This is a genomic window from Dactylosporangium sp. NPDC051087 (assembly GCF_055586325.1).
In genome coordinates, this window is record NZ_JBVJIJ010000004.1 from 274,155 (window position 1) to 299,297 (window position 25,143).

General features: G+C 72.2%; 21 protein-coding genes, 1 tRNA gene and 1 pseudogene. 12 read left to right on the plus strand and 11 right to left on the minus strand.

Translation table 11 applies throughout. The features are described from left to right. Position 1: 1 nt before the first annotated feature. From ACZ6TV_RS10260 to ACZ6TV_RS10280, 5 genes and pseudogenes are all read right to left on the minus strand, one after another. Positions 2–1,501 (minus strand): serine/threonine-protein kinase, encoded by a 1,500-nt coding sequence (locus ACZ6TV_RS10260; protein WP_465296833.1) that lies wholly within the window; start codon positions 1,499–1,501, stop codon positions 2–4. A 140-nt stretch (positions 1,502–1,641) separates the two neighbouring features. Further along, positions 1,642–5,145: pseudogene (locus tag ACZ6TV_RS10265) on the minus strand (adenylate/guanylate cyclase domain-containing protein); the annotation flags it as partial. Then, positions 5,142–5,927 carry an MBL fold metallo-hydrolase gene (locus ACZ6TV_RS10270; protein WP_465296834.1) on the minus strand — a complete coding sequence of 262 codons (786 nt, stop codon included), beginning with the start codon at positions 5,925–5,927 and terminating at the stop codon, positions 5,142–5,144. The gene ACZ6TV_RS10270 and the pseudogene ACZ6TV_RS10265, both read right to left, overlap by 4 nt. A 107-nt stretch (positions 5,928–6,034) precedes the next feature. Further along, the gene (locus ACZ6TV_RS10275; RefSeq protein WP_465296835.1) at positions 6,035–6,496 is read right to left on the minus strand and encodes a RidA family protein; all 462 of its coding nucleotides are present in this window, start codon (positions 6,494–6,496) and stop codon (positions 6,035–6,037) included. A 1-nt stretch (position 6,497) separates the two neighbouring features. Continuing rightward, positions 6,498–6,656, minus strand: coding sequence for a DUF4177 domain-containing protein (locus ACZ6TV_RS10280; protein WP_354785288.1), 159 nt, complete (start codon positions 6,654–6,656; stop codon positions 6,498–6,500). A 145-nt stretch (positions 6,657–6,801) separates the two neighbouring features. Between ACZ6TV_RS10280 and ACZ6TV_RS10285 the strand changes: the two genes are divergently transcribed. The 3 genes from ACZ6TV_RS10285 to bagB all read left to right on the plus strand — a co-directional run bounded on the left by ACZ6TV_RS10285 (position 6,802) and on the right by bagB (position 9,978). Then, positions 6,802–7,812, plus strand: a complete 1,011-nt coding sequence (locus ACZ6TV_RS10285; protein ID WP_465296836.1) for an Rv0361 family membrane protein — start codon at positions 6,802–6,804, stop codon at positions 7,810–7,812. A 77-nt stretch (positions 7,813–7,889) separates the two neighbouring features. Beyond that, on the plus strand, positions 7,890–8,843 hold the full coding sequence (gene bagA / locus ACZ6TV_RS10290; protein ID WP_465296837.1) for an ATPase BagA: 954 nt from the start codon (positions 7,890–7,892) through the stop codon (positions 8,841–8,843). A gap of 16 nt (positions 8,844–8,859) precedes the next feature. Beyond that, complete coding sequence (bagB, locus tag ACZ6TV_RS10295; protein WP_465296838.1) at positions 8,860–9,978, plus strand: ATPase BagB; 1,119 nt, start codon at positions 8,860–8,862, stop codon at positions 9,976–9,978. Between the two features lie 10 nt (positions 9,979–9,988). Here bagB and ACZ6TV_RS10300 read toward each other — a convergent pair whose 3' ends face one another. Beyond that, a complete protein-coding gene (locus tag ACZ6TV_RS10300) occupies positions 9,989–10,297 on the minus strand; it encodes a WhiB family transcriptional regulator (RefSeq protein WP_344515926.1) in 309 nt (102 codons plus the stop codon). Between the two features lie 432 nt (positions 10,298–10,729). Here ACZ6TV_RS10300 and ACZ6TV_RS10305 point away from each other — a divergent pair, with 432 nt between their 5' ends. Further along, a complete protein-coding gene (locus ACZ6TV_RS10305) occupies positions 10,730–13,171 on the plus strand; it encodes a transglycosylase domain-containing protein (RefSeq protein ID WP_465296839.1) in 2,442 nt (813 codons plus the stop codon). A gap of 305 nt (positions 13,172–13,476) precedes the next feature. Here the strand turns inward: ACZ6TV_RS10305 and ACZ6TV_RS10310 are convergent, their stop codons facing one another. Next, positions 13,477–13,932, minus strand: coding sequence for a GatB/YqeY domain-containing protein (locus ACZ6TV_RS10310; RefSeq protein ID WP_465296840.1), 456 nt, complete (start codon positions 13,930–13,932; stop codon positions 13,477–13,479). A 66-nt stretch (positions 13,933–13,998) separates the two neighbouring features. On the opposite strand from ACZ6TV_RS10310, the gene ACZ6TV_RS10315 reads away from it, so the two are divergent. The 4 genes from ACZ6TV_RS10315 to ACZ6TV_RS10330 all read left to right on the plus strand — a co-directional run bounded on the left by ACZ6TV_RS10315 (position 13,999) and on the right by ACZ6TV_RS10330 (position 16,841). Then, on the plus strand, positions 13,999–14,892 hold the full coding sequence (locus ACZ6TV_RS10315; protein ID WP_465296841.1) for a metallophosphoesterase: 894 nt from the start codon (positions 13,999–14,001) through the stop codon (positions 14,890–14,892). Further along, positions 14,889–16,052, plus strand: a complete 1,164-nt coding sequence (locus tag ACZ6TV_RS10320; RefSeq protein ID WP_465296842.1) for an alpha/beta hydrolase family protein — start codon at positions 14,889–14,891, stop codon at positions 16,050–16,052. The genes ACZ6TV_RS10315 and ACZ6TV_RS10320 overlap by 4 nt, the downstream gene beginning before the upstream one ends. Before the next feature lie 61 nt (positions 16,053–16,113). Next, a tRNA-Pro gene (locus tag ACZ6TV_RS10325) sits at positions 16,114–16,187 on the plus strand. Between the two features lie 75 nt (positions 16,188–16,262). Then, positions 16,263–16,841: a DinB family protein gene (locus ACZ6TV_RS10330; RefSeq protein WP_465296843.1), complete on the plus strand. Its 579-nt coding sequence runs from the start codon at positions 16,263–16,265 to the stop codon at positions 16,839–16,841. A 13-nt stretch (positions 16,842–16,854) separates the two neighbouring features. Here ACZ6TV_RS10330 and ACZ6TV_RS10335 read toward each other — a convergent pair whose 3' ends face one another. After that, on the minus strand, positions 16,855–17,790 hold the full coding sequence (locus ACZ6TV_RS10335) for a class I SAM-dependent methyltransferase (protein ID WP_465296844.1): 936 nt from the start codon (positions 17,788–17,790) through the stop codon (positions 16,855–16,857). Between the two features lie 49 nt (positions 17,791–17,839). On the opposite strand from ACZ6TV_RS10335, the gene ACZ6TV_RS10340 reads away from it, so the two are divergent. Beyond that, on the plus strand, positions 17,840–18,430 hold the full coding sequence (locus ACZ6TV_RS10340; protein ID WP_465296845.1) for a TetR/AcrR family transcriptional regulator: 591 nt from the start codon (positions 17,840–17,842) through the stop codon (positions 18,428–18,430). A 432-nt stretch (positions 18,431–18,862) separates the two neighbouring features. Here ACZ6TV_RS10340 and ACZ6TV_RS10345 read toward each other — a convergent pair whose 3' ends face one another. Further along, positions 18,863–20,254, minus strand: a complete 1,392-nt coding sequence (locus ACZ6TV_RS10345; protein ID WP_465296846.1) for an FAD-binding oxidoreductase — start codon at positions 20,252–20,254, stop codon at positions 18,863–18,865. 19 nt (positions 20,255–20,273) lie between these two features. Here ACZ6TV_RS10345 and ACZ6TV_RS10350 point away from each other — a divergent pair, with 19 nt between their 5' ends. The 3 genes from ACZ6TV_RS10350 to bfr all read left to right on the plus strand — a co-directional run bounded on the left by ACZ6TV_RS10350 (position 20,274) and on the right by bfr (position 21,316). After that, positions 20,274–20,546 carry a DUF4031 domain-containing protein gene (locus tag ACZ6TV_RS10350; RefSeq protein ID WP_465296847.1) on the plus strand — a complete coding sequence of 91 codons (273 nt, stop codon included), beginning with the start codon at positions 20,274–20,276 and terminating at the stop codon, positions 20,544–20,546. Positions 20,547–20,623: 77 nt separating this feature from the next. Beyond that, complete coding sequence (locus ACZ6TV_RS10355) at positions 20,624–20,812, plus strand: (2Fe-2S)-binding protein (RefSeq protein WP_354785262.1); 189 nt, start codon at positions 20,624–20,626, stop codon at positions 20,810–20,812. 21 nt (positions 20,813–20,833) lie between these two features. Continuing rightward, positions 20,834–21,316, plus strand: a complete 483-nt coding sequence (gene bfr, locus ACZ6TV_RS10360) for a bacterioferritin (protein ID WP_465296848.1) — start codon at positions 20,834–20,836, stop codon at positions 21,314–21,316. Here bfr and ACZ6TV_RS10365 read toward each other — a convergent pair. Both ACZ6TV_RS10365 and ACZ6TV_RS10370 read right to left on the minus strand, forming a co-directional pair. After that, positions 21,291–21,902 (minus strand): HD domain-containing protein, encoded by a 612-nt coding sequence (locus tag ACZ6TV_RS10365; RefSeq protein WP_465296849.1) that lies wholly within the window; start codon positions 21,900–21,902, stop codon positions 21,291–21,293. The two genes, bfr and ACZ6TV_RS10365, sit on opposite strands and share 26 nt — an antisense overlap. After that, positions 21,886–25,062 (minus strand): diguanylate cyclase, encoded by a 3,177-nt coding sequence (locus ACZ6TV_RS10370; RefSeq protein ID WP_465296850.1) that lies wholly within the window; start codon positions 25,060–25,062, stop codon positions 21,886–21,888. Before ACZ6TV_RS10370 ends, ACZ6TV_RS10365 begins: the two co-directional genes overlap by 17 nt. Positions 25,063–25,143 lie beyond the last annotated feature (81 nt).

The following is a 25,143-nucleotide window of genomic DNA, read 5'->3' on the forward strand; positions in this document are numbered from 1 at the left end:
CCTACGGACGCTTCAGCTGCGGGCCGGTGAACGCGTTCGGCGGGTTACCGGCCAGGCAGCGGAACGTCGTCGGGCCCTGCTGCTGCTCGTCCAGGCCGGGCAGCAGCACGTCGATCGACCAGCTGACGGCCGGCAGGTACACCAGCAGCAGCGTCTTCTTGCTGCACACCTCGCCGACCACGGCGCTGTCCTTGGCGGCCTTCACCTGGGTGCCCTTGGCGAGGTCGCCGGAGGCGAACACCTCCCAGACGTGCGACCCGCCGCAGTCGGCCGGCCGCTTGTCGGCGTCGAAGCACTCGAGGGTCTGCGAGCAGCGGGCCGCCTTCGGGGCGCTCGGCGGGCAGGCCGTGGCCTTCTCCGCCGTCGCGGCGGCGGTCGGGCTGCCCGCCGGGGTCGGGCTGGGGGTCACGGCGGGTCCGGCGCTGAGGTTGTAGGCGATGCCGGCGCCGGCCAGGGCCACCACGAGGAGCACGACGGCGGCGGCGATCATGATGAACCGGCGGGCGCCCGGCGGCGGGGTCGGCGTGTCCGGCACGACGCCGCCCTCGGGCGGGTCGACGGGCGGGGGGCCGCCGGCCAGCCACGCCGCCTGCTGGACGGTCTGCTCCTGGTCGCCGCCGCCCATGAACGGGGAGGCGAGGAGCCGGTTCGGCTCCGCTTTCGACGTGAAGACCGGCTCGACCGGTGGCGATCCGAGCGGCGGCACGACCACCGGCGGGACCGGCTCCAGGCGCAGGCCGATCAGCATGTCGCGGAGCTCGATCGCGGACGGCCGGGCGGTCTCGTCGTTGGCCATGCCGGCGCGCAGCACCGCCATCAGGCTCTCGGGGCAGCCGGGCAGGTCGGGGATCTGCTCGTTGAACATGTCGACCAGCGACAGCAGGCTCGGTGCCTGGTCGTCACGCCAGCGCGGCGGGCGGCCCCGCATCAGCGCATACAGCGTGGCGCACAGCGCATACACGTCGGCGGAGCCGGCCGGCGGCGACTGCCGGAACGTCTCCGGCGGCGCATAGGCCGGGGTGAGCGTGTCGAGCGTCATCGACTCGTCGCGCCACTCGGCGAGGATGGCCAGGCCGAAGTCGGCGAGCGCCGGCTCGCCGAACCGGCTGAACAGGATGTTGGCCGGCTTGACGTCGCGGTGCAGCACGCCCAGCGCGTGCGCGTCGGCCAGCGCGTCGGCGATCTTGAACCCGACGTCGCGCGCCTCGGACGGGCTGAGCGGCGAGTCCTTCATCCGCTCTGCGTAGGAGCCGTCGCACAGCTCCATGATCAGATACGGGTGGCCGAGGTCGGTCACGCCGGCGTCGAACAGGTCGACCACGTGCGGGTGGCTGGACATCCGCCCGGCGGCGCGGGCCTCGCGCAGGAAGCGGCGGCGGTCGCGCTCGGTCTCCAGCGTGCGGTGCTCGACCTTGACGGCGACCTCGCGGCCGACCGATTCCTGGGTCGCCCGGTAGACGGTCGCGTAGCCGCCGCGCGCGAAGACGGTCAAACCGGTCATACCGGGCACCGTGGGCAGAGGGGCGGCAGCGGTCACGGCTAGAACGGTACGACAGCCTCCGGACATTCGCCGTCACGCATCGGCCACAACGTGTCTCAGGAGGTGGCGAGGGCGGCGGTCACGACCGCGGCCTCGTCGCACTGGCCGTTGGCCTCCAGGGTGTCGGCGAGGATGCGGGCGGCGTAGACGCGGCTGCGGACGTCCTCGCCGGGCAGGGTCTGCGCCTGCCGGGCCCAGTCGAGGGCCTCGACCTGACGGCCGGCGGCCAGCAGCGCACCGGCATAGGCCGCGACCGCGTGCCGGCGGGAGAACATCACCGACGGCCCAGGGCGGTCGGCGGCCACGCAGCCGAGCACCTCCAGGGCCGCCTCCAGGTCGCCCTGCGCCTGGCGGGCCAGGCCGAAGAGGACCCTGGGCGCGACCTTCGCCGCCTCCAGGACGTCATGGGTCTCCACGACCTGGAGCACGGCCCTGGCGTCGTCCTCGGCGGCCACGGCGTCGCCGCGGTCGAGGCTGACGAAGCCGCGCATGGTCCGCGACATGCCGATGAGCAGCGGGTGGCCGGTCTTCTCGCCGTACTCGGTGGCGTCGGTGAGCAGGTCGTAGGCGTGTGCGGGCTCGGCGAGCTCGCGGGCGACCACGCCCCGGACGACGAGCGCGAGCCCGCGGCCCCAGTCGTCGCCGGCGGCGGCGAAGTCGCGGTAGGCCCGGCGCGCCTCCTGGTCGGCGTCGGCCAGGTCGCCGCTCTCCGCGGCCGCGAACGCCTCGACCGCGCGCAGCGTGCCGACGGCCCAGGCGTCGCCGACCCGCTCGCCGAACGGCAGGAACGCCTTCGCGAGGCGCCTGGCCTCGCCGAGGCGGCCGGCGAGCAGCCGCACGAAGGCGGTGGTGCCGCGCAGCCAGGCCCGGCCGACGGGGTCGCCGAGCTCGGCAAAGCGACGGGCGGCCCGGCCGAGCGCCGCGTCCGCGCCGGCGAAGTCGCCGCGGGTGGTGGTGACCCAGGCCAGGTGCTGCAGGGACCAGGCCTGCGCGCGGCGGTCGCCGGAGCTGACCGCGATCTGGAAGGACTCGGCGAAGCGCCCGCCCGCCTCGGCGAGCCGGCCCTCGAGGAAGTCGGCCATGCCCAGCCGGCGCATGGCGTCGCCGCGCTCATACGTGAGGCGGGCCTCGGTCGCGGCGGCCAAGGCGTCGCTCAGCGTCTGGTAGCTGCGGCGCTGGTCGCCGGTTGCCCGGTAGGCGCGGCCGGCGACCAGGAGGGCACCGACGCGGACGGCCGGGTCGTCGGACCCGTTCAAGGTGATCTTCTCGGCGCTGGCGAGGGCCTCGGGCACCCGGCCGAGCTGCAGCAGCGCCCGGGCGTGGACGAGCCGGTCACCGGCCGGCACGGCACCGCCGCCGAGCGCGACGGCCCGGTCGGCCGCCTGCGCCGCCTGCGCGGGCTCGCCGGTGGCGAGGGCCTCGCGGGCGGCCCGGCCGAGCGCCTGCACGCCGAGCGGCGCGGCGGACCGGGCGAGGGAGTCGGGCCGCAGCCCGACGACGTCGGCGAGGCGGGAGGCGCGTTCGGCGTGCTCGGCGATGAACGCGTCGGCGGCGCCGGTGGTCATGTTGATGCCGGTGACGGTGCCGGCGCTGCTGCCGCCGGCGTGGTGGGCGGCGACCGCCGCGGCCGCCCAGCGGGACAGGGCCGCGTGCCGCTCGGCGAGGTCGGCCTTGCCGATGCCGGCATATGCGGCCTCGCGCAGCAGCGGCGTCGCGAACGCGAACCCACCGCGGGCGCGCCGCAGCATGCGCCGCTGGAGCAGCTCCTCGACGGCGCGCTCCAGCTCGACGGCGGCGACGACGGCGGGCCGGGCCTGCTGGCCGGGCGGGTTGAAGCGCAGCGCCTCCAGGGCGCGGCCGGGCACGGTGTCGCCGATGACGGCGGCGTCGCGCAGCACGGCGCGGGTGTCGGCGGGCAGCGCGTCGATGCGGGCGGCGAGGACCGCGGCGAGGTCCCGCGACAGCAGCCGGCCGCCCAGGGAGCCGGGGGTGAGCCGCCAGCCGACGGGGTCGCTGCCGGGCACGGTGCTCAGCGCGCCGCGCTCCTGCAGTAGCGTGACCAGCTCGGCGAGGTAGAACGGGTTGCCCTGCGCGGTCGCGAGGAGCCGGTCCTCGTCGGGCGCGGCGAGCCGCCCGCCGCCGAGGTAGGCGGTGAGCAGCCGGGCCGCGTCGGCGCCGCGCAGCGGCGGGATCGGCACCAGCTCGGCGTCGGGGACGCGGGTGAGGACGCCCGCGGAGCGGACCAGCTCGGGCCGGCCGAGCAGCACGATCAGGACCGGGCCGGTGATCCGCTCGACGGCGGCGCCGAGCGCGTCGACGGTCTCGGCGGTGGCGTCGTGCAGGTCGTCGACGATGACCACGAGCGGCGTCTCGGCGGCCATGCCGGACAGCAGCTCGGCGACCGCGTTGGGCACGGCGTGCAGGTCGAGCTCGTCGGGCTTGGCGCCGGGCGCGACCCAGGACGCCTCGGCGGACGAGCCGGAGTAGCCGATCAGGCTCAGCAGCAGGTCGGTGGCGAAGCGCGGCGGCTCGGGGCGGCCCCGGGCGGCGCGCGCCAGCCGCTGGGCGAGGCGGCGCAACCGCTCCTCGACCGCCTCGCGGGTGAGGTTCGTCGCGTCCTGCGGCAGGCCGATCGCGGCCCGGACCAGGTCGGCGAGGGGCGCGAGCCGGCGGCGCTCGCCGAACGCGGCGCAGTGCACCGACAGCACGCGAGCGCCGCCGCCGGGGGCGAAGCCGACGCTGGGCGTGTAGCCGGCGCCGCCGAGGTAGCCGGCGGCGAAGCGCTCGATCTCGCCGGCGAGACGGGACTTGCCCAGCCCGGCCTCGCCGGTGAAGACCAGGACGCGGGTCTCCTGCCGGTCGGCGATCTCGGCGAGGCGGCCGGAGACGCGGGCGAGCTCGGCCTCGCGGCCGACGAAGGGTGCCTCGTCGCCGAGGCCGGAGCGGGTGCCGGGCGCGTCGAGCAGGCCGAGCAGCTCGAACGCCTCGACCGGCTCGCGTTTGCCCTTCAGGCGCAGCGGCCGCAGCGCGCGCCACGAGGCGAGCCGCCGGGTGGTCGCGGAGGTGCGGTCGCCCGCATACACGGCGCCGATCGCGGCGGCGTCGGCGAGCCTGGCGGCCGTGTTCACGGTGTCGCCGATGACGGTGTATTCGATGCCGGCCTGGACCCCCGCGACGACGGTGCCCGTGTTGAGGCCGATGCGCAGCCCGAGAGGTGCGCCGCCGCCGCGCTCGTCGTCCAGCACCCGGCGGACCGCCCGCTGCATGGACAGCGCGGCGCGCACGGCCCGCTCGGCGTCGTCCTCGTGGGCGACCGGCGCCCCGAACACGGCCATGATCCCGTCGCCGGTGAGCTTGTCGACGTGCCCGCCGAAGGTCTTGACCGCGCCGGCGAGCGCGGCGAGGACCCGGTCGGTGACGGCGCCGACCCGCTCGGGGTCGAGGTCCTCCGACCACGCCGTGAAGTCCGACAGGTCGCCGAAGAGCACCGTCACGATCCGCCGCTCGGCGGCCGGGAGGGTGGCGGCGGCAGGCAGCGCGGAGCCGCAATGGTGGCAGAACCGCGCACCTGGAACGGCCACGGTCCCGCACACCGAACACGTCACGTTGCGTCCAACCCTAAGTGGGGTGGGTGTGATTCCCGACTCAGGTAGGCAAGTTGTGCACGCACCGACCACTCGGCGGCTTCCCACAGGCTGCGGTCCACGTCGGCGTACACCCGGGCGACGACCTCGGCCGGCTCGACGGCGCCCGCGGCCAGCGCCTCGCGGACCTGCGCGAGACGGGCCTCGCGGTGCTGGTGGTAGAAGCGGGCGGCGACGGCGGTGTCGGTGAGCGCCGGGCCGTGCCCGGGCAGGGCCGGCACCCCTTCGAAGGCGGCGAGGCGGCCCAGGCTGACCAGATAGTCGCCCAGGTCGCCGTCGGGCCAGGCCACGATCGTGGTGCCGCGGCCGAGGATCGTGTCGCCGGTCAGGAGCACCCGCTGGTCGCCGTGCCGCGCGGCGAAGCAGACCGAGTCCGCGGTGTGCCCGGGCGTGGCGACGGGTTCGACCAGGACCCCGTCCACGTCCAGCGTCGCGTGTACCGGCGGCTGATGCACCGGCGCACCGGTGAGCTCGGCGAGGCGCGGAACGCCTTCCGTGTGGTCGATATGACTGTGCGTCAGGATGATGGCCGCGACCGGCGCGTGCTCCGCGACCGCGCGCAGGTGGCCTTCGTCCAGCGGGCCCGGGTCCACGACGACGACGCCGCCACCCGGCGCCCGCAGGAGCCAGGTGTTGGTGCCGTCGAGCGTCATGGGCCCCGGGTTGGGCGCACGGACGAGGGTCACCCAGTCGGGCAACGTCGTGAGGACCTCGGCGGTCGGGGCGGTGACGTGGCTTACCACGAAGTGATCGTACGGCGGGCCGGATCGCTCGACACGTCACCCGACCGGCCATGGAACCCGCGCTGGAACCCGCGCTGTCCGCACCGGCCGGGCGACCGCACCTTGCCTTATGCGACCTCGACGATCGCTTCGACCTCGACGGGGGTGTTGAGCGGCAGGGCTGAGACGCCGACGGCGCTGCGGGCGTGCCTGCCCGCCTCGCCGAAGACCTCACCGAAGAGCTCGCTGGCGCCGTTGACGACGCCCGGCTGGCCGGTGAAGCCCGGCGCCGACGCGACGAACCCGACGATCTTGACCACCTGGACGACCTTGTCGAGGCCGACCAGGGCGTGCACGGCGGCGAGCACGTTGACCCCGGCCTGGCGGGCGAGGTCCTTGGCCTGCTCGGGGGTCACTTCGCCGCCGACCAGGCCGGTGGCGGCGAGCTTGCCGTCGACCATCGGCAGCTGGCCCGAGACGTAGACGTAGTTGCCGGTCCGCACGGCCGGCACGTAGGCGGCCACCGGCGGCACGACCGGCGGGATCGTCAGCCCCAGCTCCTCCAGCCTGGCGAACACCTCACTGCCCACGTCAGGCCGCCTTCGGCCGCTTGAAGTAGGCCACGAGGTTCTCCGGGTTGAGGCCGGGCACGATCGCCACGAGCTCCCAGCCGTCCTCGCCGAAGTTGTCCAGGATCAGCTTCGTGTTGTGGACCAGCAGCGGCGCGGTCAGGTACTCCCATTTCTGCATGAGGCGAGACTATCGGTCGTCCGGTGCACACCGACCGAATCGGGTCCCCCAAGGCGAGCGTGCGGCGGCTACCCTAAGGGCCGCGCCGCACGGGTCCCGGGAGCCGGACCACCGGCGGACCGGCCGTCGCACACGAGGTGGAGATATGACGCAACCGCCCCAGTACCCTGGGCCGCCCGAATACCAGGGCCAGCCAGGCGACCCTTACGCCGCGCCGGGACAGCCACCGCAGACTCCTCCGGGACAGGGCTGGCCGCCCGCGCCCGCGCCGCAGGACCCGTTCGCGCCGCCCACCTCGGCCCCGCCGACGTCCGCTCCGCCGACGTCCGGCCAGCCGTATGCGGTGCCGATCCAGCCGCCGTTCCCCCAGGCGGGATACCCGTCTCAGCAGCCCGACCCGACGCAGTACGGGCAGCAGCCCCCGCAGTACGGGCAGCCGGACCCCTCGCAGTATCCGCAGCAGGGCTTCCCGCCGCAGCAGCCGCAGCAGTATCCGCCGACGGGCGCCTTCCCGACCGGTCCGCAGCCGACCGGACAGTTCCCGACCGGCCCGCTGCAGCAGCAGCCGACCAGCGGGTTCCCGGGCCAGCCCACGAGCGGGTTCCCCGGCCAGCCGACCTCCGGGTTCCCCGGCCAGCCGACCTCCGGGTTCCCGGCCGACCCGTATGCGGGTGGCTACCAGCCCGGCTACCAGCAGCCCCAGCAGCCGCCGAAGAAGCGCGGCCTGATGATCACCCTGATCGTCCTCGCGGTGGCGCTGGTCCTGTGCGGTGGCGGCGGCGCCGCGGCGTACTTCGTCAACAAGGGCAACCAGGGCAAGGGCCAGGCGAGCGCGATCGACGCGGTCAACGGGTTCCTCAAGGCCGTCTACAAGGACAAGAACACCACCGACGCGCTCAAGTACGTGTGCGCGTCCTCGCGGGACAAGAACAAGCTGGCCGCCCGGGTCGACGAGATCAAGAAGTACGACGCCGGCCTCAGCAGCCCGACCTACACGTGGCCGGCGCCGACGGTGGAGAAGCAGGACGCCTCCTCGGCCACGCTGCTCGTCCCCATCAAGGTCGCCACGAGTGACGAGAAGGTCGCGGAGACGAAGTACAAGTTCCTCGCGACGAACGACAACGGCTGGTGGGTGTGCGAGATCACTGCCGGGTAGTCGTCGTCGGCGCCCTGTAGCGTCGAGGAGTGACAACGCGCGAGTCTCAGGACGGGCGGGCCAGCCGAGCGGGAAACATGGGCTGGCCCGCCCGTCTTCATGTCGTCACCGGCAAGGGCGGCACCGGCAAGACCACGGTCGCCGGCGCCCTGGCCCTGGCGCTCGCCCGGGACGGCAGGCGCACGCTGCTCATCGAGGTCGAGGCGCGGCAGGGCATCGCGCAGCTCTTCGAGCGTGACCCGCTGCCATATCAGGAGCTGCGGATCGCCACAGCGAGCGGCGGCGGGGAGGTCCGCGCCCTCGCGGTCGACGCCGAAGAGGCGCTCCTGGAATACCTGGAGATGTTCTACCGGCTGGGCGTGGCCGGCCGGGCGCTGCGCAAGGTCGGCGCGGTCGACTTCGCCACGACCGTCGCCCCCGGGCTGCGTGACGTCCTGCTGACCGGCAAGATCAAGGAGGCGGTGACGCGCACCGCCGACGGCCGCCGGGTCTACGACGCGGTCGTGCTCGACGCGCCGCCGACCGGCCGGATCGGCCGCTTCCTCAACGTGACCGCCGAGACGGCCCGCCTGGCGAAGGTCGGGCCGATCAAGACGCAGAGCGAGGGCGTCGCGGCGATCCTGCGCTCGCCGATGACCGCGGTGCACGTGGTCACCCTTCTGGAGGAAATGCCGGTCCAGGAGACCGCCGACGCGATCGACGAGCTCACCAGGCTCGGCATCCCGATCGGCACGGTGATCGTCAACGCGACCCGGCCGCCGGTGCTCGCCGGGGCGAAGGTGACCCAGGCGGACCTGCGCCGGGGGCTTACCGCGGCGGGGCTCACCGCCGACAAGGAGACCCTCGCCGGGCTGGCCGGCGAGGCGAAGGCGTATCAGACCAGGGTCGCCGCGGAGGCGTCGCTGCGGGCCGACCTGCAGGGACTCGGCCGGCCGGTGGTGGAGCTGCCGGTCCTGCCGGGGGGTGTCACGCCCGACGCGCTGGAGCCACTCGGTGATCTCTTGCTCACCTCGGCTGGACCGAGCGCCTAGCGGATACGCTCGCTAGGTGGGGACTCCCAAGCTCGACGCCGACGCGATCCTCGCCGACCCGGCGATCCGCATCGTCGTCTGCTGCGGCTCCGGCGGGGTCGGCAAGACCACGACCGCGGCGGCCCTCGCGGTGCGCGCCGCCGAGCGGCACAACAGGCGCACGGTGGTGCTCACGATCGACCCGGCCCGCCGGCTGGCGCAGGCGCTGGGCCTGACCGAGCTGGACAACACGCCACGGCTGGTCAAGGGGCTCCAGCCGGACTCGGCCGAGCTGCAGGCCATGATGCTGGACATGAAGCGGACCTTCGACGAGGTCGTGCTGGAGCACACCGACCCGAAGCGCGCCGAGGAGATCTTCGCCAACCCCTTCTACCAGGCCATGAGCTCGACGTTCTCCGGCACGCAGGAATACATGGCGATGGAGAAGCTGGGCCAGCTGCGGGCCCGCGACGAGTGGGACCTGATCGTGGTCGACACGCCGCCGTCGCGCTCCGCGCTGGACTTCCTGGACGCGCCGGCCCGGTTGTCGCGCTTCCTCGACGGCAAGATGCTGCGGCTGCTGCTCGCCCCGGCCCGCGCCGGCGGGCGCAGCGTGTTCAACCTGGTGTCGGCGTCGTTCGGGCTCTTCAGCCGTACTGTGACGAAGATCCTCGGGGCGCAGCTGCTGACCGACCTGTCGGGGTTCGTCGGCGCGCTGGACTCGATGTTCGGCGGCTTCCGGGAGCGGGCCGAGCAGACCTACCGGGTGCTCCAGGCGCCCGAGACGGCGTTCCTGGTGGTGGCGGCCCCGGAGCCGGACGCGGTCCGGGAGGCCGTGTATTTCGCCGGCCGGCTCGCCGCCGACCGCATGCCGCTGGCGGGGCTGGTGCTCAACCGGGTGGTTTCGGTGCCCGCCGCCCTGCCGGCCGACGAGGCCCGCGCCGCCGCTGAGCGGCTCGACGAGCTGGGCGGCCACCCCGCGACGGTGGAGGTGCTGCGCGTACATGCGGAACTCGCGGATCAGCGGGACCGGCAGGCGGCGGTGTCCGGCCGCTTCCTGCGCGCCCACCCCGGGGTGCCGGTCGTGAAGATCCCAGCGCAGCCCGCCGACGTCCATGACCTCGACGGGCTGCGTGCGATCGGAAATTCGTTCTGACGCGGTTGCCTCAGCCGGTCGGAACGAGCTCCTTGGTGGCGTCCTTCTCGTTACGATCCATGGCGGCTTCGAACATCTTGCGCCAGCTCGGCACCTGCGGGTGACGGCGCAGCAACGCACGGCGCTCGCGCTCGGTCATGCCGCCCCAGACTCCGAACTCGATCCGGTTGTCGAGGGCATCCGCCAGGCACTCATACCGCACGGGGCAGCTCCGGCAGATCCGCTTCGCCACGTTCTGCTCGGCACCCTGGACGAACAAAGCGTCCGGGTCGCCATTGCGACACGCGGCGATGCTGGGCCAGTCGACGACCATGCTCATATTTCCTCTTCCCCCCTTGGACTCCCCCCGGGTCCATCCGCCGTGCTTGCCCCAGCGAATAGCACCCAAACCATGTCCCCCCATGGCTTTTGGATGCAGTTCGCCGGGCTACCCGGCGTGACGGGAGGGTCCCCGGCCACGGGAACCCCGAGAGGAGCTTTCCGGAACATCATGCTCTGTAGTCGTCCAGTTACGCAACGTTGTTGCACCAGGTTAACCGCCACTTTGGCGATCCACCAAAGGGTGGAGCGTGGTACCGCCGCGTCACGACCGGGTGTGATTTGCCCAAAATGCCTGCACCCCCGTGTTCCGTGTATCAGACTCGGCTACGGGTCAACCTCACGCCCGGTGTCACGCGTCTAGGACAACGAGGACGCCAGCATCTGGACGCGGCCTCATGACGCCGTCACGTAGTCTGAGGAAGTGACCTGGATGCGCAAACGCGAACACGGCCTGCTGCCCAACGCAGCATCTCTCCTGCTGTGTGGGCTGCTCGCGGGCTTGGTGGTCGCTGCGGCCGCATTCCCCGCGGTCGCGATGTCGGGCCTCGCCGCGAAGGCCGGCGCCGACACATTTGAGAACCTGCCGACGGACATCGATGTGCTCCCGTCGCCGCAGATCAGTTATGTCTACGCATCCGACGGCAAGACCCTGCTGGCGATGATGTACGACGAGAACCGGCGCGACGTGCCGCTGACCGACGTGGCCGAGGTCATGCGTCAGGCGATCGTGGCCGCCGAGGACAACCGCTTCTACAAGCACGCCGGTGTCGACGTGAAGGGTGTGGCGCGCGCGTTCGTCGCCAACCAGAACGCGGGCGGCAGCACCGAGCAGGGCGCCTCGACCCTCACGATGCAGTATGTGCGGCAGGCGATCTCCTACTCGGCCAAGACGCCGCAGGACGTCGTCGACGCCACCGACAAGACCCCGACGCGCAAGCTGCGCGAAATGAAGTACGCGATCGACCTGGAGAAGAAGCTCAACAAGGACCAGATCCTCGAGCGGTATCTCAACATCGCGGCGTACGGGCACGGCTCCTACGGCATCTTCGCCGCCGCGCACGTCTACTTCGAGAAGGACCCCAAGGACCTGACGCTGGCCGAGGCCGCGCTCATCGCCGGCCTGGTCAAGGCGCCCGGCACGAGCGACCCGGCGACCGCCGAGGGCAAGCCGGTCGCCCTGAACCGGCAGAAGTACGTGCTCAACCAGATGGTCTCGATGGGCTACATCAACCAGCAGCAGGCCGACGCGGCCGGCAAGGAAGAGCTGAAGATCATCGGCAAGCGCACGCCGGAGGGCTGCGAGTCGGTGCAGCAACCCGCACTGGGCGCCGGCTTCTACTGCGACTACCTGCGCCGCTGGTGGATGGACCAGAAGATCTTCGGCGAGGACCAGTACCAGCGCGCCAACCGGCTGCGCGCCGGCGGCTACACGGTCATCTCCTCGCTCGACATCAACACGCAGACGGCGGCGTTCAAGTACGCGGCCGACCAGCCGAACGTCGGCAAGAACGAGAAGATCCGCCTGGGCAACCAGAACGCGATCATGCTCGCCGCGGTCGAGCCCGGCACGGGCCGGGTCCAGGCGATCGCGACGAACCGCACGTTCAGCAACGACAACAGCAAGAACGGGGCCAACACCAACCCGGACAAGAAGGGCCAGAAGGGCAACTACCCCAACACCACGGTGCCGATCATCACCGGTGACAAGGACATCCCCGGCTACCAGGCAGGGTCGACGTTCAAGATGTTCACCGCGGTGGCGGCGCTGGAGTCGGGCCTGCCCCTGGCGACCACGATCAACACCGAGAAGCAGTTCCAGTCGACCTTCAAGATCGACCCGAGCAGCCCGGCGGCCTGCAACGGCCCGTGGTACTGCCCGAAGAACGCCGGCGGCCAGTCCGGTCCCTACAACATGTGGACCGCGTTCGGCAGCTCCATCAACACGTACTTCGTGCCGCTGGAGCAGCAGGTCGGCGCCGACAAGGTCGTCGACGTGGCGAAGCGCCTCGGCATCCAGTTCAACGCCACCGAGGACGCCAAGCTCGCCGCCAACCCGAAGGGCTGGGGCGCCTTCACCCTCGGCGTCAGCGCCACCACGCCGCTGCAGCTGGCCAACGCCTACGGCACGCTCGCCGCGGACGGCCTGTACTGCGAGCCGACCCCGATCCTCGAGGTCCGCGACAACAGCGGCAAGAAGGTCGAGGGCCTCGACCCGAAGTGCAAGCAGGTCGTCGACAAGGAGGTCGCCCGCGCGGCCGTCGACATGGCCCGCTGCCCGGTCGGCGACCAGTCCGCGACCGGCAAGTGCGGCGGCGCCACCGCAGGCTACGCCCGCAAGTACGTCGGCCGCCCGGTCGCCGGCAAGTCCGGCACGACCGACTCGGAGAAGAGCGCCACGTTCGTCGCGATGACCAAGCAGCTCGCGGTCGGCGGCTTCCTCACCGACCCCGACTGGCCCGAGACGAACAAGGACATGAAGCACCCGCAGATCAACTACGCCACCCTCGGCACCCTCAAGGACGGCCTGGTGGGCAAGCCGGTGGCCCAGTTCACGGCCCCGACCAAGGACAAGTCCATGGGCAAACTGGTGGAGATCCCCTCCGTCAAGTGCGCCCCGGTCGACCAGGCCCGCAGCCGCATCACCCGCGCCGGCTTCACCGTCACGGTCTCCAGCGCGCAGGTCGCCTCAACCTGCCCGGTGGGCACGGTCGCCCGCACCGAACCGGGCGGCGCCACGGTCAAGGGGGGCCAGGTCGCCCTGGTCATCAGCAAGGGGCCCGGCAACCCCGCCCCGCCGTACCTGGGCACGGACCCGGGCACCGGCGACGGCATCCGCGACGACACGGAATGCCCGCTCCCCTGGGTCTGCTGACCCACCAAGCACCACAGCGGCCGCCCCGATCTTCTTCGGGGCGGCCGCTCCCTTTCCAGCCAGCTTTGTTCCGTGTCCGCGGATCCGCGCGGCTCGGCGGCCCTGGATTCGTCTCGTCCGGCGGCGTTCGTCCGATCAGTGCCACGATGGGCCACGCCTCGTCAGCACCCAGGGTCTTGTTCTGGCCCTGCACCGGCGCGCTTCCTGCAACGATCGATCCGACCGCTGCTCCGCCCGACCAAATGCTCCGCGCAGCCAGCGCGCGGATTGACCAACGCTCCGCCGACCAGCGCCGACGGCGTCGGTCAGGACTTCGCGGCGAGCTGGGTGCGGACCTCGGCCGCGACCCGACCCCCTTCAGCCCGGCCGGCCACCGCGGCCTGGGCGGCCTTCATCGCCTGGCCCATGCTCGCCATCCCGCTCAGCCCGGCACCAGCAAGCGCGTCACGGACGATGCCGGCGAGGTCCTCGTCGGAGAGCTGGGCAGGCAGGTAGCCCGCGAGCACCTCCTCCTCGGCCCGCTCCTTCGCCGCCTGCGCCTCGCGGCCGGCGTCGGCGAAGGCTTCGGCGGCCTCGCGGCGCTTCTTGGCCTCCTTGGTGAGCACCGAGAGGATCTCCTCGTCGGACAGCTCGCGGGCGGCCTTGCCGGCGACCTCGGCGTTGCGCACCGCGGTGATCGCCATCCGCAGGGTCGAGGTCACCAACTCGTCGCGGGCCTTCATGGCCTCGCGCAAGTCGGACTCCAGACGCTCCTTCAACATGAAACCCAGTCTATCGGCGACCCCCGACACAAATTCTGTTGTAAAAGGCGGCTGTACGCTCAAGGGATGCGCTCGAAGACTGTCCGGCGACTCGCCGTCGGTACCGTTGCGGCCGGTGCCGCCACATTTGCCTATGCCTCGCTGGTCGAGCGCAACATGTTCACGCTGCGCAGGTTTGACGTGCCGGTGCTCGCTCCGGACGCGGAGCCGCTGCGGATTCTGCATCTCAGCGACTTCCACATGACGCCGGGACAGCACCGCAAGCAGCGCTGGATCGCGGAGCTCGCCGGCACCGACCCTGACCTCGTCGTGGTCACCGGCGACAACATGGCGCACGTGGATGCCGTCCCCGCTGTGGTGCGAGCGCTGACCCCCCTCCTGGACCGGCCGGGTGCCTTCGTCTTCGGCAGCAACGACTATCGCGGCCCGGTGTTGAAGAACCCGTTCGGCTATTTCGACCGTGACAAGCCGTATGTGCAGGGTGCCGTGCTGCCCACCGAGGAGCTGCGCGACGTGCTCACGGGCTCCGGCTGGGCCGACCTCAACAACGCCCGCACGACGGTCAAGGCCGGCGGGCGCACGGTCGAGCTGGTCGGCGTCGACGACCCGCACGTCGGCCGCGACGACTACGACAGCGTCGCCGGGCCTGCCTCGCCCGACGTCGACGTGCGCGTCGGCCTCACGCACTCCCCCGAGCCCCGGCTCCTGGACAGGATGGCCGACGACGGCTTCGACCTGCTGCTGGCCGGTCACACCCACGGCGGCCAGGTCGCGCTGCCGTTCTTCGGTGCGCTGGTCACCAACTGCGGCCTCGACCGGCGAATGGCGAAGGGGCTGCACCGGTGGCCGTTCTCGTCCGCGTTCCTGCACGTGTCGGCGGGTCTCGGCACCCACCCGACGGCCCCGGTCCGGTTCGCCTGCCCGCCGGAGGCGTCGATCCTGACGCTCGTCCCGCGATGACCGCCACGTCCGCCGCCGCCGCTGGTGTACCTGCGGTGCGCAAGTGGCCGCGCAGGGCCGCCTACGCCGGCGTGGCGGGTGCCGCCGGTCTGGCCGTGCTGCTGCCGACCGGCACGGCGGGCGCCGGGTGGTTCCTCGCCGGCCAGGTCCTCAACGCGAATGCGGTGCGGGCGTGGCCGGTGCGCGTGCGGGCGTACGCCGGAAACCGCATCACGCTGACCCGCACCCCGGACACGGCGCGGTCGATGCCCCTGGCCTTCGTGTGGCCGGCCGGTCACGCCATCCTCGGGCCGGTCATCAGCATGGACCGCGCCAGCGTGACCCGGGAGATCACCAGCCTCACGCGTGGCACCCTGACGGGCGGGCTCAAGGGGTACACCACCGGCTATGTCTACGAGGGCGACCCCATGTCCGCCCGTGCGCTGCCCTTCGAGGAGGTGCAGGTCCCGGCCGAGCTCGGCGACTGCCCGGCGTGGCTGGTGCCGCCGACCAGCGGGCCGGCCGACGACACGTGGATCATCGCGGTCCACGGCCGGGGCGCCCCGCGTGGCGAGGCCCTGCGCATCCTGCCGACGCTCGCCGAATCCGGTCACAACACCCTCGTCGTCACCTACCGCAACGACCCCGAGGCGTTCCCCAGCCCGGACGCCCGTTTCCACCTCGGCCACACCGAGTGGCGTGACGTCCTGTCAGCGATCGACTACGCCCGCTCGGCCGGTGCTCGCCAGGTCATCCTGTACGGCTGGTCCATGGGCGGCGCGGCAATCCTCAACCTGCTGCGCTCCTGGCAGCACGGAGGATTCGTGCGCGGGGTCATCCTGGACTGCCCGGTCGTCGACTGGACCGCCACCCTGCGGATGAACGCCCGGCAGCTCAACGTGCCGCCCCTGTGGACCTGGACCGCCCTCAAGCTGATCCAGCACCGCCTGGGCGTCCGGTCCGCCGATCTCGACTACAGCGACGTCGACCTCGACGTCCCGACGCTGCTCTTCGTCGACCACGACGACCGCACCGTCGCCCCGCAGCCGACCGTCGCCCTTGCCGCGGCGTCTGCGTCGGTACGGCTCGTCGAGACCCGAGAAGCAGGTCACTGCCGCAGTTGGAACCTCGATCCCGCTGCCTACGAGACGAATGTGAGCACCTTCCTCAAGACTCTCTGAAGCCACAGGGGATGCCGAGTTGGAGCCCTGACGGGTGTGGGCTACGATTACCCGGCACGCTCGGGGTATAGCGCAGCTTGGTAGCGCGCTTCGTTCGGGACGAAGAGGCCGTCGGTTCAAATCCGGCTACCCCGACAGCGTCCAGGGCCGGTTTTCCACACGGAAGACCGGCCCTGACTTTTTGTCATACCCCCGTGGCAGGCTGCGGGCATGAGCAAAGCAGACCTGCACCGATATCTTCAGGCCGGCCGCGACGCCCTGCTGTGGAAGCTGGAAGGGCTGTCGGAGTATGACGTGCGGCGGCCGCTGGTGCCGACCGGCACCAACCTGCTCGGCCTGGTCAAACACGTGGCGAGCGTGGAGGCGGGGTATTTCGGCGTGACGTTCGGCCGGCCGTTCGGCGAGCCCATGCCGTGGATCGACGAGGGCGCCGAGCCCAATGCCGACATGTGGGCCACGGCCGGTGAGACCCGGGTGCAGATCACCGACCTCTATCGGCGGGTATGGGCACACTCCGACGCGACGATCGAGGCGCTGCCCCTGGACGCCGCCGGGCGGGTGCCCTGGTGGTCTCCAGGGCACAACGAGGTCACCCTGCACCGCATCCTGATCCATATGACCGCCGAGACCCACCGGCACGCGGGCCACGCCGACATCGTCCGCGAGCTCATCGACGGCGCGGCCGGCATGCGCCAGGACAACGACAACCTCCCACCCGGCGACGGCACCTGGTGGCAAAGCCACCACGACCGCGTGGAGCAGGCCGCCAAGGAGGCCGGCACGGGGTGACAGCTTGCGGGGCTCAGCGCTGGCGGAGGGCGGTGACGGCGACGGTCGTGTAGGGCATCGTGAAGGTCCCGCCGAGTTGGTCGATGGCGGCGCCGACACTTGACAGGACCTCGGCCAGGCGGTCCGCGGGGAGGCGGGTGAGGGCACCAGAGGTCGGGAGCTGGTCGAGCCAGGTCGCTGTCGTAAACGTGTGCTGCCAGGTGAAGGTCCACTCCTCCACCTCGCCGAACGCGCCGGTCGCGTCGAGGCCGGCCCTGATCTGGTCGAACAGTGGCCGGTAGACGGCGACGCCCTGCACGGAGGGCTGGATGCCGAAGGGGGCGTCGGGAAGGACCCTGCGGAAGGCGGCGGCGAAGGCCTCCGCGACGGTGGGCGGCAGCTCCCACGTGTGGCAGAAGGCCGCGAACAGGCCACCCGGCATGAGCACCTCGGCGGCCTTGGCGTGGCCGGCGGCGGGGTCGACCCAGTGCCAGGCGGTGCCTGCCACGACGGCGGCGAACGTCCTGCCGGCCGGGTCCCAGTCCTCGAACGTCGACACCTCGACCGGCACGCCGGTGTCGCGGGCGAAGGCGGCCATCCGCGGGTCGGGCTCGACCCCGAGCACCGAGCAGCCCGCTGCGGCCAGCTGCCGGGCCACGATGCCCGTCCCGCACCCGACGTCCAGGACCGCCGGCCCCGGCGCCACGGAAGGGCCGGACTGCGCAGAAAGACCGGACTGCGCAGAAAGGCCGGGTTGCGCGGGAAGGTCGGGTTGCGCGGGAAGGTCGGACTGCGTGCGAAGGTCGGACTGCGCGGGTGACGGGGTCAGGGACGAGGCGGCGGAGGCGATTCGGGTGATCAAGGCGTCCGGGTACGCGAGACGGGCCCGGTCGTAGCGCGCCGCGTCCACGCCGAACGACTCGGCGACGGCGCGGCGCTGGTCAGCGGGCGACGACGGTAGAGTGACCATGCGCCCACTATAAATGGGCGACTGCCCACTTGGAAGATGGAGGAGGCACGTGCCGACTGGAGTGGCGCTGCGGGATGCGCGGCAGCAGTTGCTCGACGCGGCCGAGCGGGTGTTGCTGCGCGACGGTCCGGGGGCGTTGACGAGCCGGACGGTCACCGCCGAGGCCGGCTGCGCGAAAGGCGTCCTGCATCGGCACTTCAAGGACTTCGACGACCTGCTCGTCGAGCTCGTCCACGACCACGCCGCCCGGGTCAAGGCGCGCGGCGAGACGATGCGCCCGGGCACGGCCACCGTCACCGCCAACATCACCGAGGCCCTGGAAACCCTGCTCACCTCGGTGGCAGCCGCGATCATCCCGCTGATCACGTTTCGGGACGAGCTGCGCGCCAGGCTCCGGCAGACCTGGCCGACCGGACTGCCGGTCCTGGCCGAGGCCGCCGCCGCGATCGCCGCGTACCTGGCCGCCGAGCGCGACCTCGGCCGCCTCGCCGCCGACACCGACGTCGACACCCTCGCCGCGATCCTGATCGGCACGGGCCACCTGCTGTACGCCGACTGCCGCCTCGACCCCCCACCCCCCGAAGCGGTGCACACCGCGATCTCCACCACCCTCGCCGTCGCACTCCCCCGATCCCCCTGACCCGGCCGGCCTCCGCGGCGCCGGACGGGCGGGGTCGGCAGCCGATCCGCACGATCCGGGGTTCCCGGGGCGGCTGGTGCCGGCGGCGCCGAGCGACCGGCGCGGGCCGGCGAAACGGGGGCCCGAGTCGGTCCACCGGCCGGCGGAGCGGGCAGACGGGATCGGGCTGCCCGGCGGGACAGGTAGCGGGCGAGCGAACCGGCAACGGGCGGGACAGGAAGCGGGCGAGCGAACCGGCAACGGGCGGGACAGGAAGCGGACGAGCGAACCGGCAACGGGCGGGATGGGGCGTTCTTGTGCTCCCGCCGTTCGGGAGCTGAGGAGCGTCGCCATGACCGTCCTGACCAAAGGGTGCCGGACGCGTACATCGGACCCGGCGACCGGGTGGTGGTGCGGATGGACGCCGGGCCGGTGAACCGGCTCAAGTAGCCGTCAGAAGATCTTGCCGGGGTTGAGGATGTTGTCGGGGTCGAGGGCGGCCTTGATGGAGCGGTGGGCCTTCAGGCCGGTGGGGCCGATCTCGCGGGCCAGCCAGTCGCGTTTGAGCAGGCCGACGCCGTGCTCGCCGGTGGAGGTGCCGCCGAGGGACAGGCCGAGGGCCATGATGGCGTCGAAGACCTTCTGGCCGCGGGCCAGGCTGGCGGGGTCGGAGCGGTCGATCACGATGATCGGGTGGAGGTTGCCGTCGCCGGCGTGGCCGACGGTGGCGACGACCACGCCGTGGGTGGCGGCGATGCCCTCGATGCCTTCGATGAGCTCGACGAGGCGGGTGCGGGGGACGGCGACGTCGTCGACCATGATGCCGCCGCCGCCCGGGTAGAGCTGCGCGGCGAACTGCTCCAGCGCGGGGTGGGCGAGGCGGCGCGCGGTCAGGAGGGCGTCGGCCTCGGTGGCGTCGGTGGCGACGTGGATGTCGACGGCCTGGGCCTGGCGGCAGAGGGCCGCGATCGCCGCGAGGTCGTCGGGTGCCCTGCTGCCGGAGTCGACGGCGGCCATGAGCAGGGCGGCGGCGGACGTGGGCAGGTCCATGGGGCGGTAGGCCTCGATGGCGCCGAGAGCGACCCGGTCGATGACCTCCAGCATGCTGGGCTGGAGGCCGGAGGCGATCACGGAGGAGACGGCGGCGCCCGCGGCGGGCAGGGTGTCGAAGACGGCGACGAGGGTGAGCGAGGAGGCCGGCGCCGGGCGGAGCTTGACCGTGATCTCGGTGATGACGCCGAGAGTGCCCTCGGAGCCGACGAAGAGGCTGGTCAGGTCGTAGCCGGCGACGCCCTTGGCGGTGCGGCGGCCGCAGTTGAGGACCTCGCCGCTGGCCAGGACGACCTCGAGGCCGATGACGTGGTCGCTGGTGACGCCGTACTTGACGCAGCACATGCCGCCGGCGTCGGTGGAGACGTTGCCGCCGATGGTGGACTGCTCCCAGGAGCCGGGGTCGGGCGGGTAGTAGAGGCCCTTGTCGGCCACGGCGCGGCGCAGCTGGGCGTTGACGACGCCGGGCTGGACGACGGCGACGCGGTTGGCCGCGTCGATGTCGATGATCTCGTTCATCGCGACGAGGGACAGCACGATCGCGCCGTCGATGGCGTTGGCGCCGCCGGCCAGGCCTGAGCGGGCGCCCTGCGGGATGACGGGGACGCGGTGGCGGCTCGCCGCGCGGAGGACGGCGGAGACCTGGCCCGTGGTCCTGGGACGCACGACGACGGCCGGGGTCCCATAGGCGCACAGGTCGGCTTCGTCGTGCTCGTACGAACGCAGGAGGTCCGGGTCGGTGAGCACACCACCCTCGTGGGGCAGTGCGGCGCGAAGCTCGTGCAGCAGATCCATGTTTGGCAGGCTAGTGGTCGTGCTCTACATCGACACGCCGCGGTGGCCCGCGCACGGCCGCCTCTGGGCCCATCTGATCAGTGACGTGTCGCCGGCCGAGCTGCACGCGTTCGCCGAGCTGCTGGGCGCGCCGAGGAGAGCCTTCGAGCGGGACCACTACGACGTGCCCGCGGAAATGGCCCAGCGGGCCGTGTGGCTGGGCGCCATCAGGGTGACGGGCAAGGAGATCGTGGCCCGTCTGAATGCTGCCGGGCTGCGCCGCCCACGGCATATGTCCGGATCAACAAAGTAAAATACCTGCTCAGGGCTTGTTTTCCGGGAGAACTTAGGCGACCCTTGCTTAGGTAAGGCTAAGCGAGGAGCACAAGCGTGTATGTCTGCATCTGCGCCCGCGTTCGGGAGTGCGAGATCCGGCGGGTCATCCGCGCCGGCGCGCACACCGAGGACGCCGTCGGTGACGAGTGCGGCGCCGGTACTGGATGCGGCACCTGCCTCGATCGGGTGGCCGATCTGATCGAGGCCGAAGTGCCTGACGCGGTATTGCCCGCTTTGGCCTAGAAAAGGGGTTACCCTGCCCACATGCAGGGGGATGCACGAGTCATTGAATTTCTCAACGAACAACTGACCGCCGAACTGACGGCGATCAACCAGTACTTCTTGCACGCCAAGATGCAGGAGAACTGGGGATACACGGTCCTGGCGAAACACACCCGGCACGAGTCGATCGACGAGATGAAGCACGCCGAGGTGCTGACCGACCGGATCCTTTTCCTGGAGGGGCTGCCCAACTACCAGCGCCTCTTCGCGCTGCGGATCGGCGAGACCGTCCCGGAGCAGTTCAAGTGCGACATGCAGGTCGAGGTCGAGGCCGTCGACCGGCTGCGCCGCGGCATCGAATACATGCGCTCGATCGGCGACGTCACGTCGGCGAACATCTTCGAGGAGATCCTCGCGGACGAGGAGCACCACGTCGACTATCTGGAGACGCAGCTGGCGCTCATCGAGAAGCTCGGTGAGCCGCTCTACCTGCAGAACGTCACGGAGCACCCAGAAGCGTCGTGATCTCGGCCCGCAGGTTGTCGTGTGCGCGGGCGGTCCATTCCGCCCGCGCCGGCACCGCCCGGAAGAGGTCGGGCTCGGCGAGGAAAGCCCCGAGGATCTGCGCCCGCCCGGAGCGGAACGCGTCCTCGGGGACCGCCGCGTACTCCGCTCGCACGGCCGCCGCATATCGCGAATAGTCGGCCGGCGGCGCCGCGAGGATGGCGAGGTCGGCGTCGGCGAGCAGGGCGCCGTTGCGGTCACCTTCCGTGACCGTGTGACCGGCCGTCAGGCGCACCAGCCGGGCCACCTCGGCCACGCGATCCGCGTCAACGCCCAAATCCGGCAAGACGCTCGAAGCGAGCAAAGCGCTCTGCTCCTCGTTGTCCGGCGCGAACGGCTCGTAGACCGCGTCGTGGAACCACGCCGCCAGCCGCACCGCGTCCGGGTCGTCGGCGACGTCATCATGATCCTCGATGACGCGAAGCATGAACGCCAGGTGGTCGAGGGTGTGATACCGCCGGTGCGGCTCCGACCAGCGCGCGATCAGATCGGCTCCGACGGTCGAGTCCGCGGGGAACAGGCGCTGCCAGTCAGCCAACGACACCATACGACGACTTTAGAGCCTCGACGATGTGCTCGATGCTCACCGCCCGGCCCGCGGCCCGGTCCCGCTGGTGGTCCAGGAGCAGCGGCAACGTCACGGAACGCAACGTCTGCGCGTCCGGTGGCTCGGCCAGCCGGTGCCGGGCCCGCAGCCCGTCCGCGGCGCCGATCAGCCGCGCCGCGTGGGCCGGGTCGTCGGCCGCGACCAGCGCCGCGACCACGTCCAGCGAGATGGCCAGGTCGAGCCGGTCGCCGACCTCCTGCCGGGTGACCAGCGCGGTCACCAGCAGCCTGAGCGCCTCGACCCGGTCGCCCTCCAGCCGGGCGGCGAGGCCGAGCTGGTGCTGCGCCATCGCGGCGCCGAACGAGTCGCCGATCTGCCGGCTGAGGGTGAGGCTCTCGTCGAGCGCCTCGCGGGCCGCGGTGACGTCGCCGCGGGCGAGCATGATCTGGCCGAGGCACTCCAGGGCCAGCTGGATGCCCCGCGTGTTGCCCGCGGCGCGCTCCAGGGAGAGGCATTCGGTGGCGTACCGCTCGGCGACGGCGATCTCGCCCTGCGACAGCGAGACCTTGCTGAGGTTGCCCAGCGACGCGGCGACGCCCTGCGGCACGTCCAGCTCCCGCCAGATCGCCAGGCTGTGCCCGAACTGCTCGGTCGCGGCCGCGTGGTCGCCGCCGCCGATCGCCGCGATCCCCATCGCGTTGTGCGCGTGGCCGACGGTCGCGCGGTCCCCCGCCGCGGTCGCCTTGGACAGCGCGGACTCGCCGAAGCGGAACGCCTCCTCGTGCTCGTCCTGCGTCGCGGCGAGGATGGCGGCGGCGTGCAGCAGCCTCGCCAGGGCGGCGTCCTCGAGTCCCGGCGCGGTGAGCAGCGTGGACAACCAGTCCCGCCCCTCGTTGATGTGGGCGCCGTTGCGCCAGTACCGCCAGAGCCCCAGGCAGATCCGGGTCTTGGTCGGGAAATCAGCGTGGGCGAAAGCGGCCCGGACGTTCTGATAGTCCGCTTCGACCCGTCCGGTCCACTCGACCTGCTCCGGCCCGGACAGCCCGACGGCCGACGCCTCGGCGAAGGCGGCGTAGAAGTCGGCGTGCCGGTCGAGGGCCCCGGCGGCCTCAAGGGCGCTGCCGAGCCGGTGCCGCGCGTACGAGCGGATCGTCGACAGCAGCCGGAACCGGCCGTCGTCCTCGTCGCGGACCACGAGGTGCTTGTCGACGAGCCCGGCGAGCCGCTTGGCCAGCAGGTCGAGGTCGCCGCCGGGCATGGTCACGGCGAGGGCGGCCGGGGCGGTCCAGCCGCCGGCGAACACCGACAGCTCGGTGAGCAGCCGCTGCTCCTCGGCGTCGAGCAGCACGAAGCTCCAGTCGATCGCCCCGCGCAGGGTCTGCTGCCGCGCCGGGAGATCGCGCGGGCCGGAGCCGCCGAGCGAGTCGAGGTCCCGGTCGAGGTGCTCGGTGAGGTGGTTGAGCAGCTCGTCCGGCGTCCAGCGGTCGATGCGGGCGGCGGCCAGCTCGATCGCCAGGGGCAGGCCGTCGAGGCGGCGGCACAGCGCCGCGACCGGCAGCGCGGTGTCGATGGTGATCTCGAAGTCGGCGTCGACGGCCCGCGCCCGCTGCTCGAACAGCGTCACGGCGGGCGAGTCGGCGAGCGTCGGCACCTGGTACACCTGCTCGCCGTAGAGCGAGAGCCGCTCCCGGCTGGTGACCAGCGCGCGGACCCCCGGCGCGGCGGCCAGCAGGTCGCTGACCAGAGCCGCGCCGTCGTCGACGACCTGCTCGAAGTTGTCCAGGACCAGCAGCAGCTCGGACTCCTCTAGCTGGTCCAGGACGGTGTCGAACAGGTGCTGGTCGGGCAGCTCGCTGACCTGCAGCGCCCGGGCCAGGGCGGCGGTCAGCTGCTCGGCGTCGGCGCTGTTGTCCAGCGGCACGAAGACGGCGCCGCCCGCGAAGTCGTCGGCGACGACGGTCGCGGCGGCCAGCGACAGGCGGGTCTTGCCGATGCCGCCAGGGCCGACCAGCGTGACCAGGCGCCCGTCCCGGATGAGGGCGGCGACCTTGGCCGTCTCCCGGTCCCGGCCGACGAGCTTGGTCATCGGCACCGGCAGGCGGCTGCGCCGGCGCTTCGCCTTCGCCGGTTTCACCGTCCACGTGCCGTCGGCCGAGCCGATCAGCTCGCCGGCCGCCTTCAGCCGGCCCAGCTCCGCCTCGGCCTTCGCCGGCAGCCCGCCGGAGCGCTCCACGAGCCGGTCGACCAGGGCAGTGCTGGGCTCGCCGGCCAGGGCGATGCGCAGCCAGATCCGCAGCGTCGCCGGCGACCACGGGGTCAGCTCGACGACCGCCTCGTGCAGCCCGGTGCGGCGCGGGTCGTCGTCGCGCACGTTGGTGGTCGCGTAGACGATCGCGGCCGCGTCCCCGAGTTCGGGCATCGGGTCGCCCACGTCCACCAGGAGGATGCAGCCTGGTGCGCGGTCTGCCGCCAGTACAGCCGGGAAACCGCGCAAACGGGCGATCTGGGCGACTTCGCGGAGGAACCGGGTGTGCCCGGCACCCGGCGGGCCGACGATCCGCAGTGCGGCCTGACCGCCCGCGGAGACCCTGGTGATGAACTCCTGCGTGCTGCTCAGCGCCGCGTCGCGCTCCCACAGGCGGGACGAGCCCGCGGCCGCCGAGGCCTCGACGTCGTCGCCGACCGCCTGACCGCGGCCGCGGCGCTTGGCGAGGTAGTTGCGGCGGTCCGCGGTCGCGATCAGGGCCTCGCCGTCGGTGCCGTCGACGGGGCTGGTCGCGACGCCGAGGCTGATCGACAGGTGCAGCGGCGGGGTCCCGGAGAACTCCCGGGCGCGGATCTCGTCGGTGAGGCGGATCGCGAGGCGCAGCGCCTCGTCGGCGCCGGTGTTGGGCAGGAGCAGCACGAACTCGTCGCCGCCGTAGCGGAACAGCACGTCGTCGGTGCGGATGAGCTCGGCGATACGGTCGGCGAGCTGGCGCAGCAGCAGGTCGCCGCGCAGGTGGCCGAAGGCGTCGTTGACCGTCTTGAAGTGGTCGACGTCGAACAGCAGCAGGCTGCAGCCCGCGACGTCGTGCAGGGCGACGTCCAGCGCGGCACGCGAATGAGCACCGGTGACTGGATCCATCGTCACCGGTGCGGGGCCGCCCTGCACGCTCATTGTCAACTTGATCGGCCTTCCGGGGTCGCCGATGAGGTGTTCAGCAGGTTTTGACCGTCCGGTGTCCACCTGGTGGGTGTT

Coding starts and splice junctions, on each gene's coding strand:
- ACZ6TV_RS10260 (WP_465296833.1), bottom strand. CDS start 1,501: ATGACCGGTTTGACCGTCTTCGCGCGCGGCGGCTACGCGACCGTCTAC.
- ACZ6TV_RS10280 (WP_354785288.1), bottom strand. CDS start 6,656: ATGCAGAAATGGGAGTACCTGACCGCGCCGCTGCTGGTCCACAACACG.
- ACZ6TV_RS10285 (WP_465296836.1), top strand. CDS start 6,802: ATGACGCAACCGCCCCAGTACCCTGGGCCGCCCGAATACCAGGGCCAG.
- bagA (WP_465296837.1), top strand. CDS start 7,890: ATGGGCTGGCCCGCCCGTCTTCATGTCGTCACCGGCAAGGGCGGCACC.
- ACZ6TV_RS10300 (WP_344515926.1), bottom strand. CDS start 10,297: ATGAGCATGGTCGTCGACTGGCCCAGCATCGCCGCGTGTCGCAATGGC.
- ACZ6TV_RS10305 (WP_465296839.1), top strand. CDS start 10,730: ATGCGCAAACGCGAACACGGCCTGCTGCCCAACGCAGCATCTCTCCTG.
- ACZ6TV_RS10310 (WP_465296840.1), bottom strand. CDS start 13,932: ATGTTGAAGGAGCGTCTGGAGTCCGACTTGCGCGAGGCCATGAAGGCC.
- ACZ6TV_RS10315 (WP_465296841.1), top strand. CDS start 13,999: ATGCGCTCGAAGACTGTCCGGCGACTCGCCGTCGGTACCGTTGCGGCC.
- ACZ6TV_RS10320 (WP_465296842.1), top strand. CDS start 14,889: ATGACCGCCACGTCCGCCGCCGCCGCTGGTGTACCTGCGGTGCGCAAG.
- ACZ6TV_RS10330 (WP_465296843.1), top strand. CDS start 16,263: ATGAGCAAAGCAGACCTGCACCGATATCTTCAGGCCGGCCGCGACGCC.
- ACZ6TV_RS10335 (WP_465296844.1), bottom strand. CDS start 17,790: ATGGTCACTCTACCGTCGTCGCCCGCTGACCAGCGCCGCGCCGTCGCC.
- ACZ6TV_RS10345 (WP_465296846.1), bottom strand. CDS start 20,254: ATGGATCTGCTGCACGAGCTTCGCGCCGCACTGCCCCACGAGGGTGGT.
- bfr (WP_465296848.1), top strand. CDS start 20,834: ATGCAGGGGGATGCACGAGTCATTGAATTTCTCAACGAACAACTGACC.
- ACZ6TV_RS10365 (WP_465296849.1), bottom strand. CDS start 21,902: ATGGTGTCGTTGGCTGACTGGCAGCGCCTGTTCCCCGCGGACTCGACC.
- ACZ6TV_RS10370 (WP_465296850.1), bottom strand. CDS start 25,062: ATGAGCGTGCAGGGCGGCCCCGCACCGGTGACGATGGATCCAGTCACC.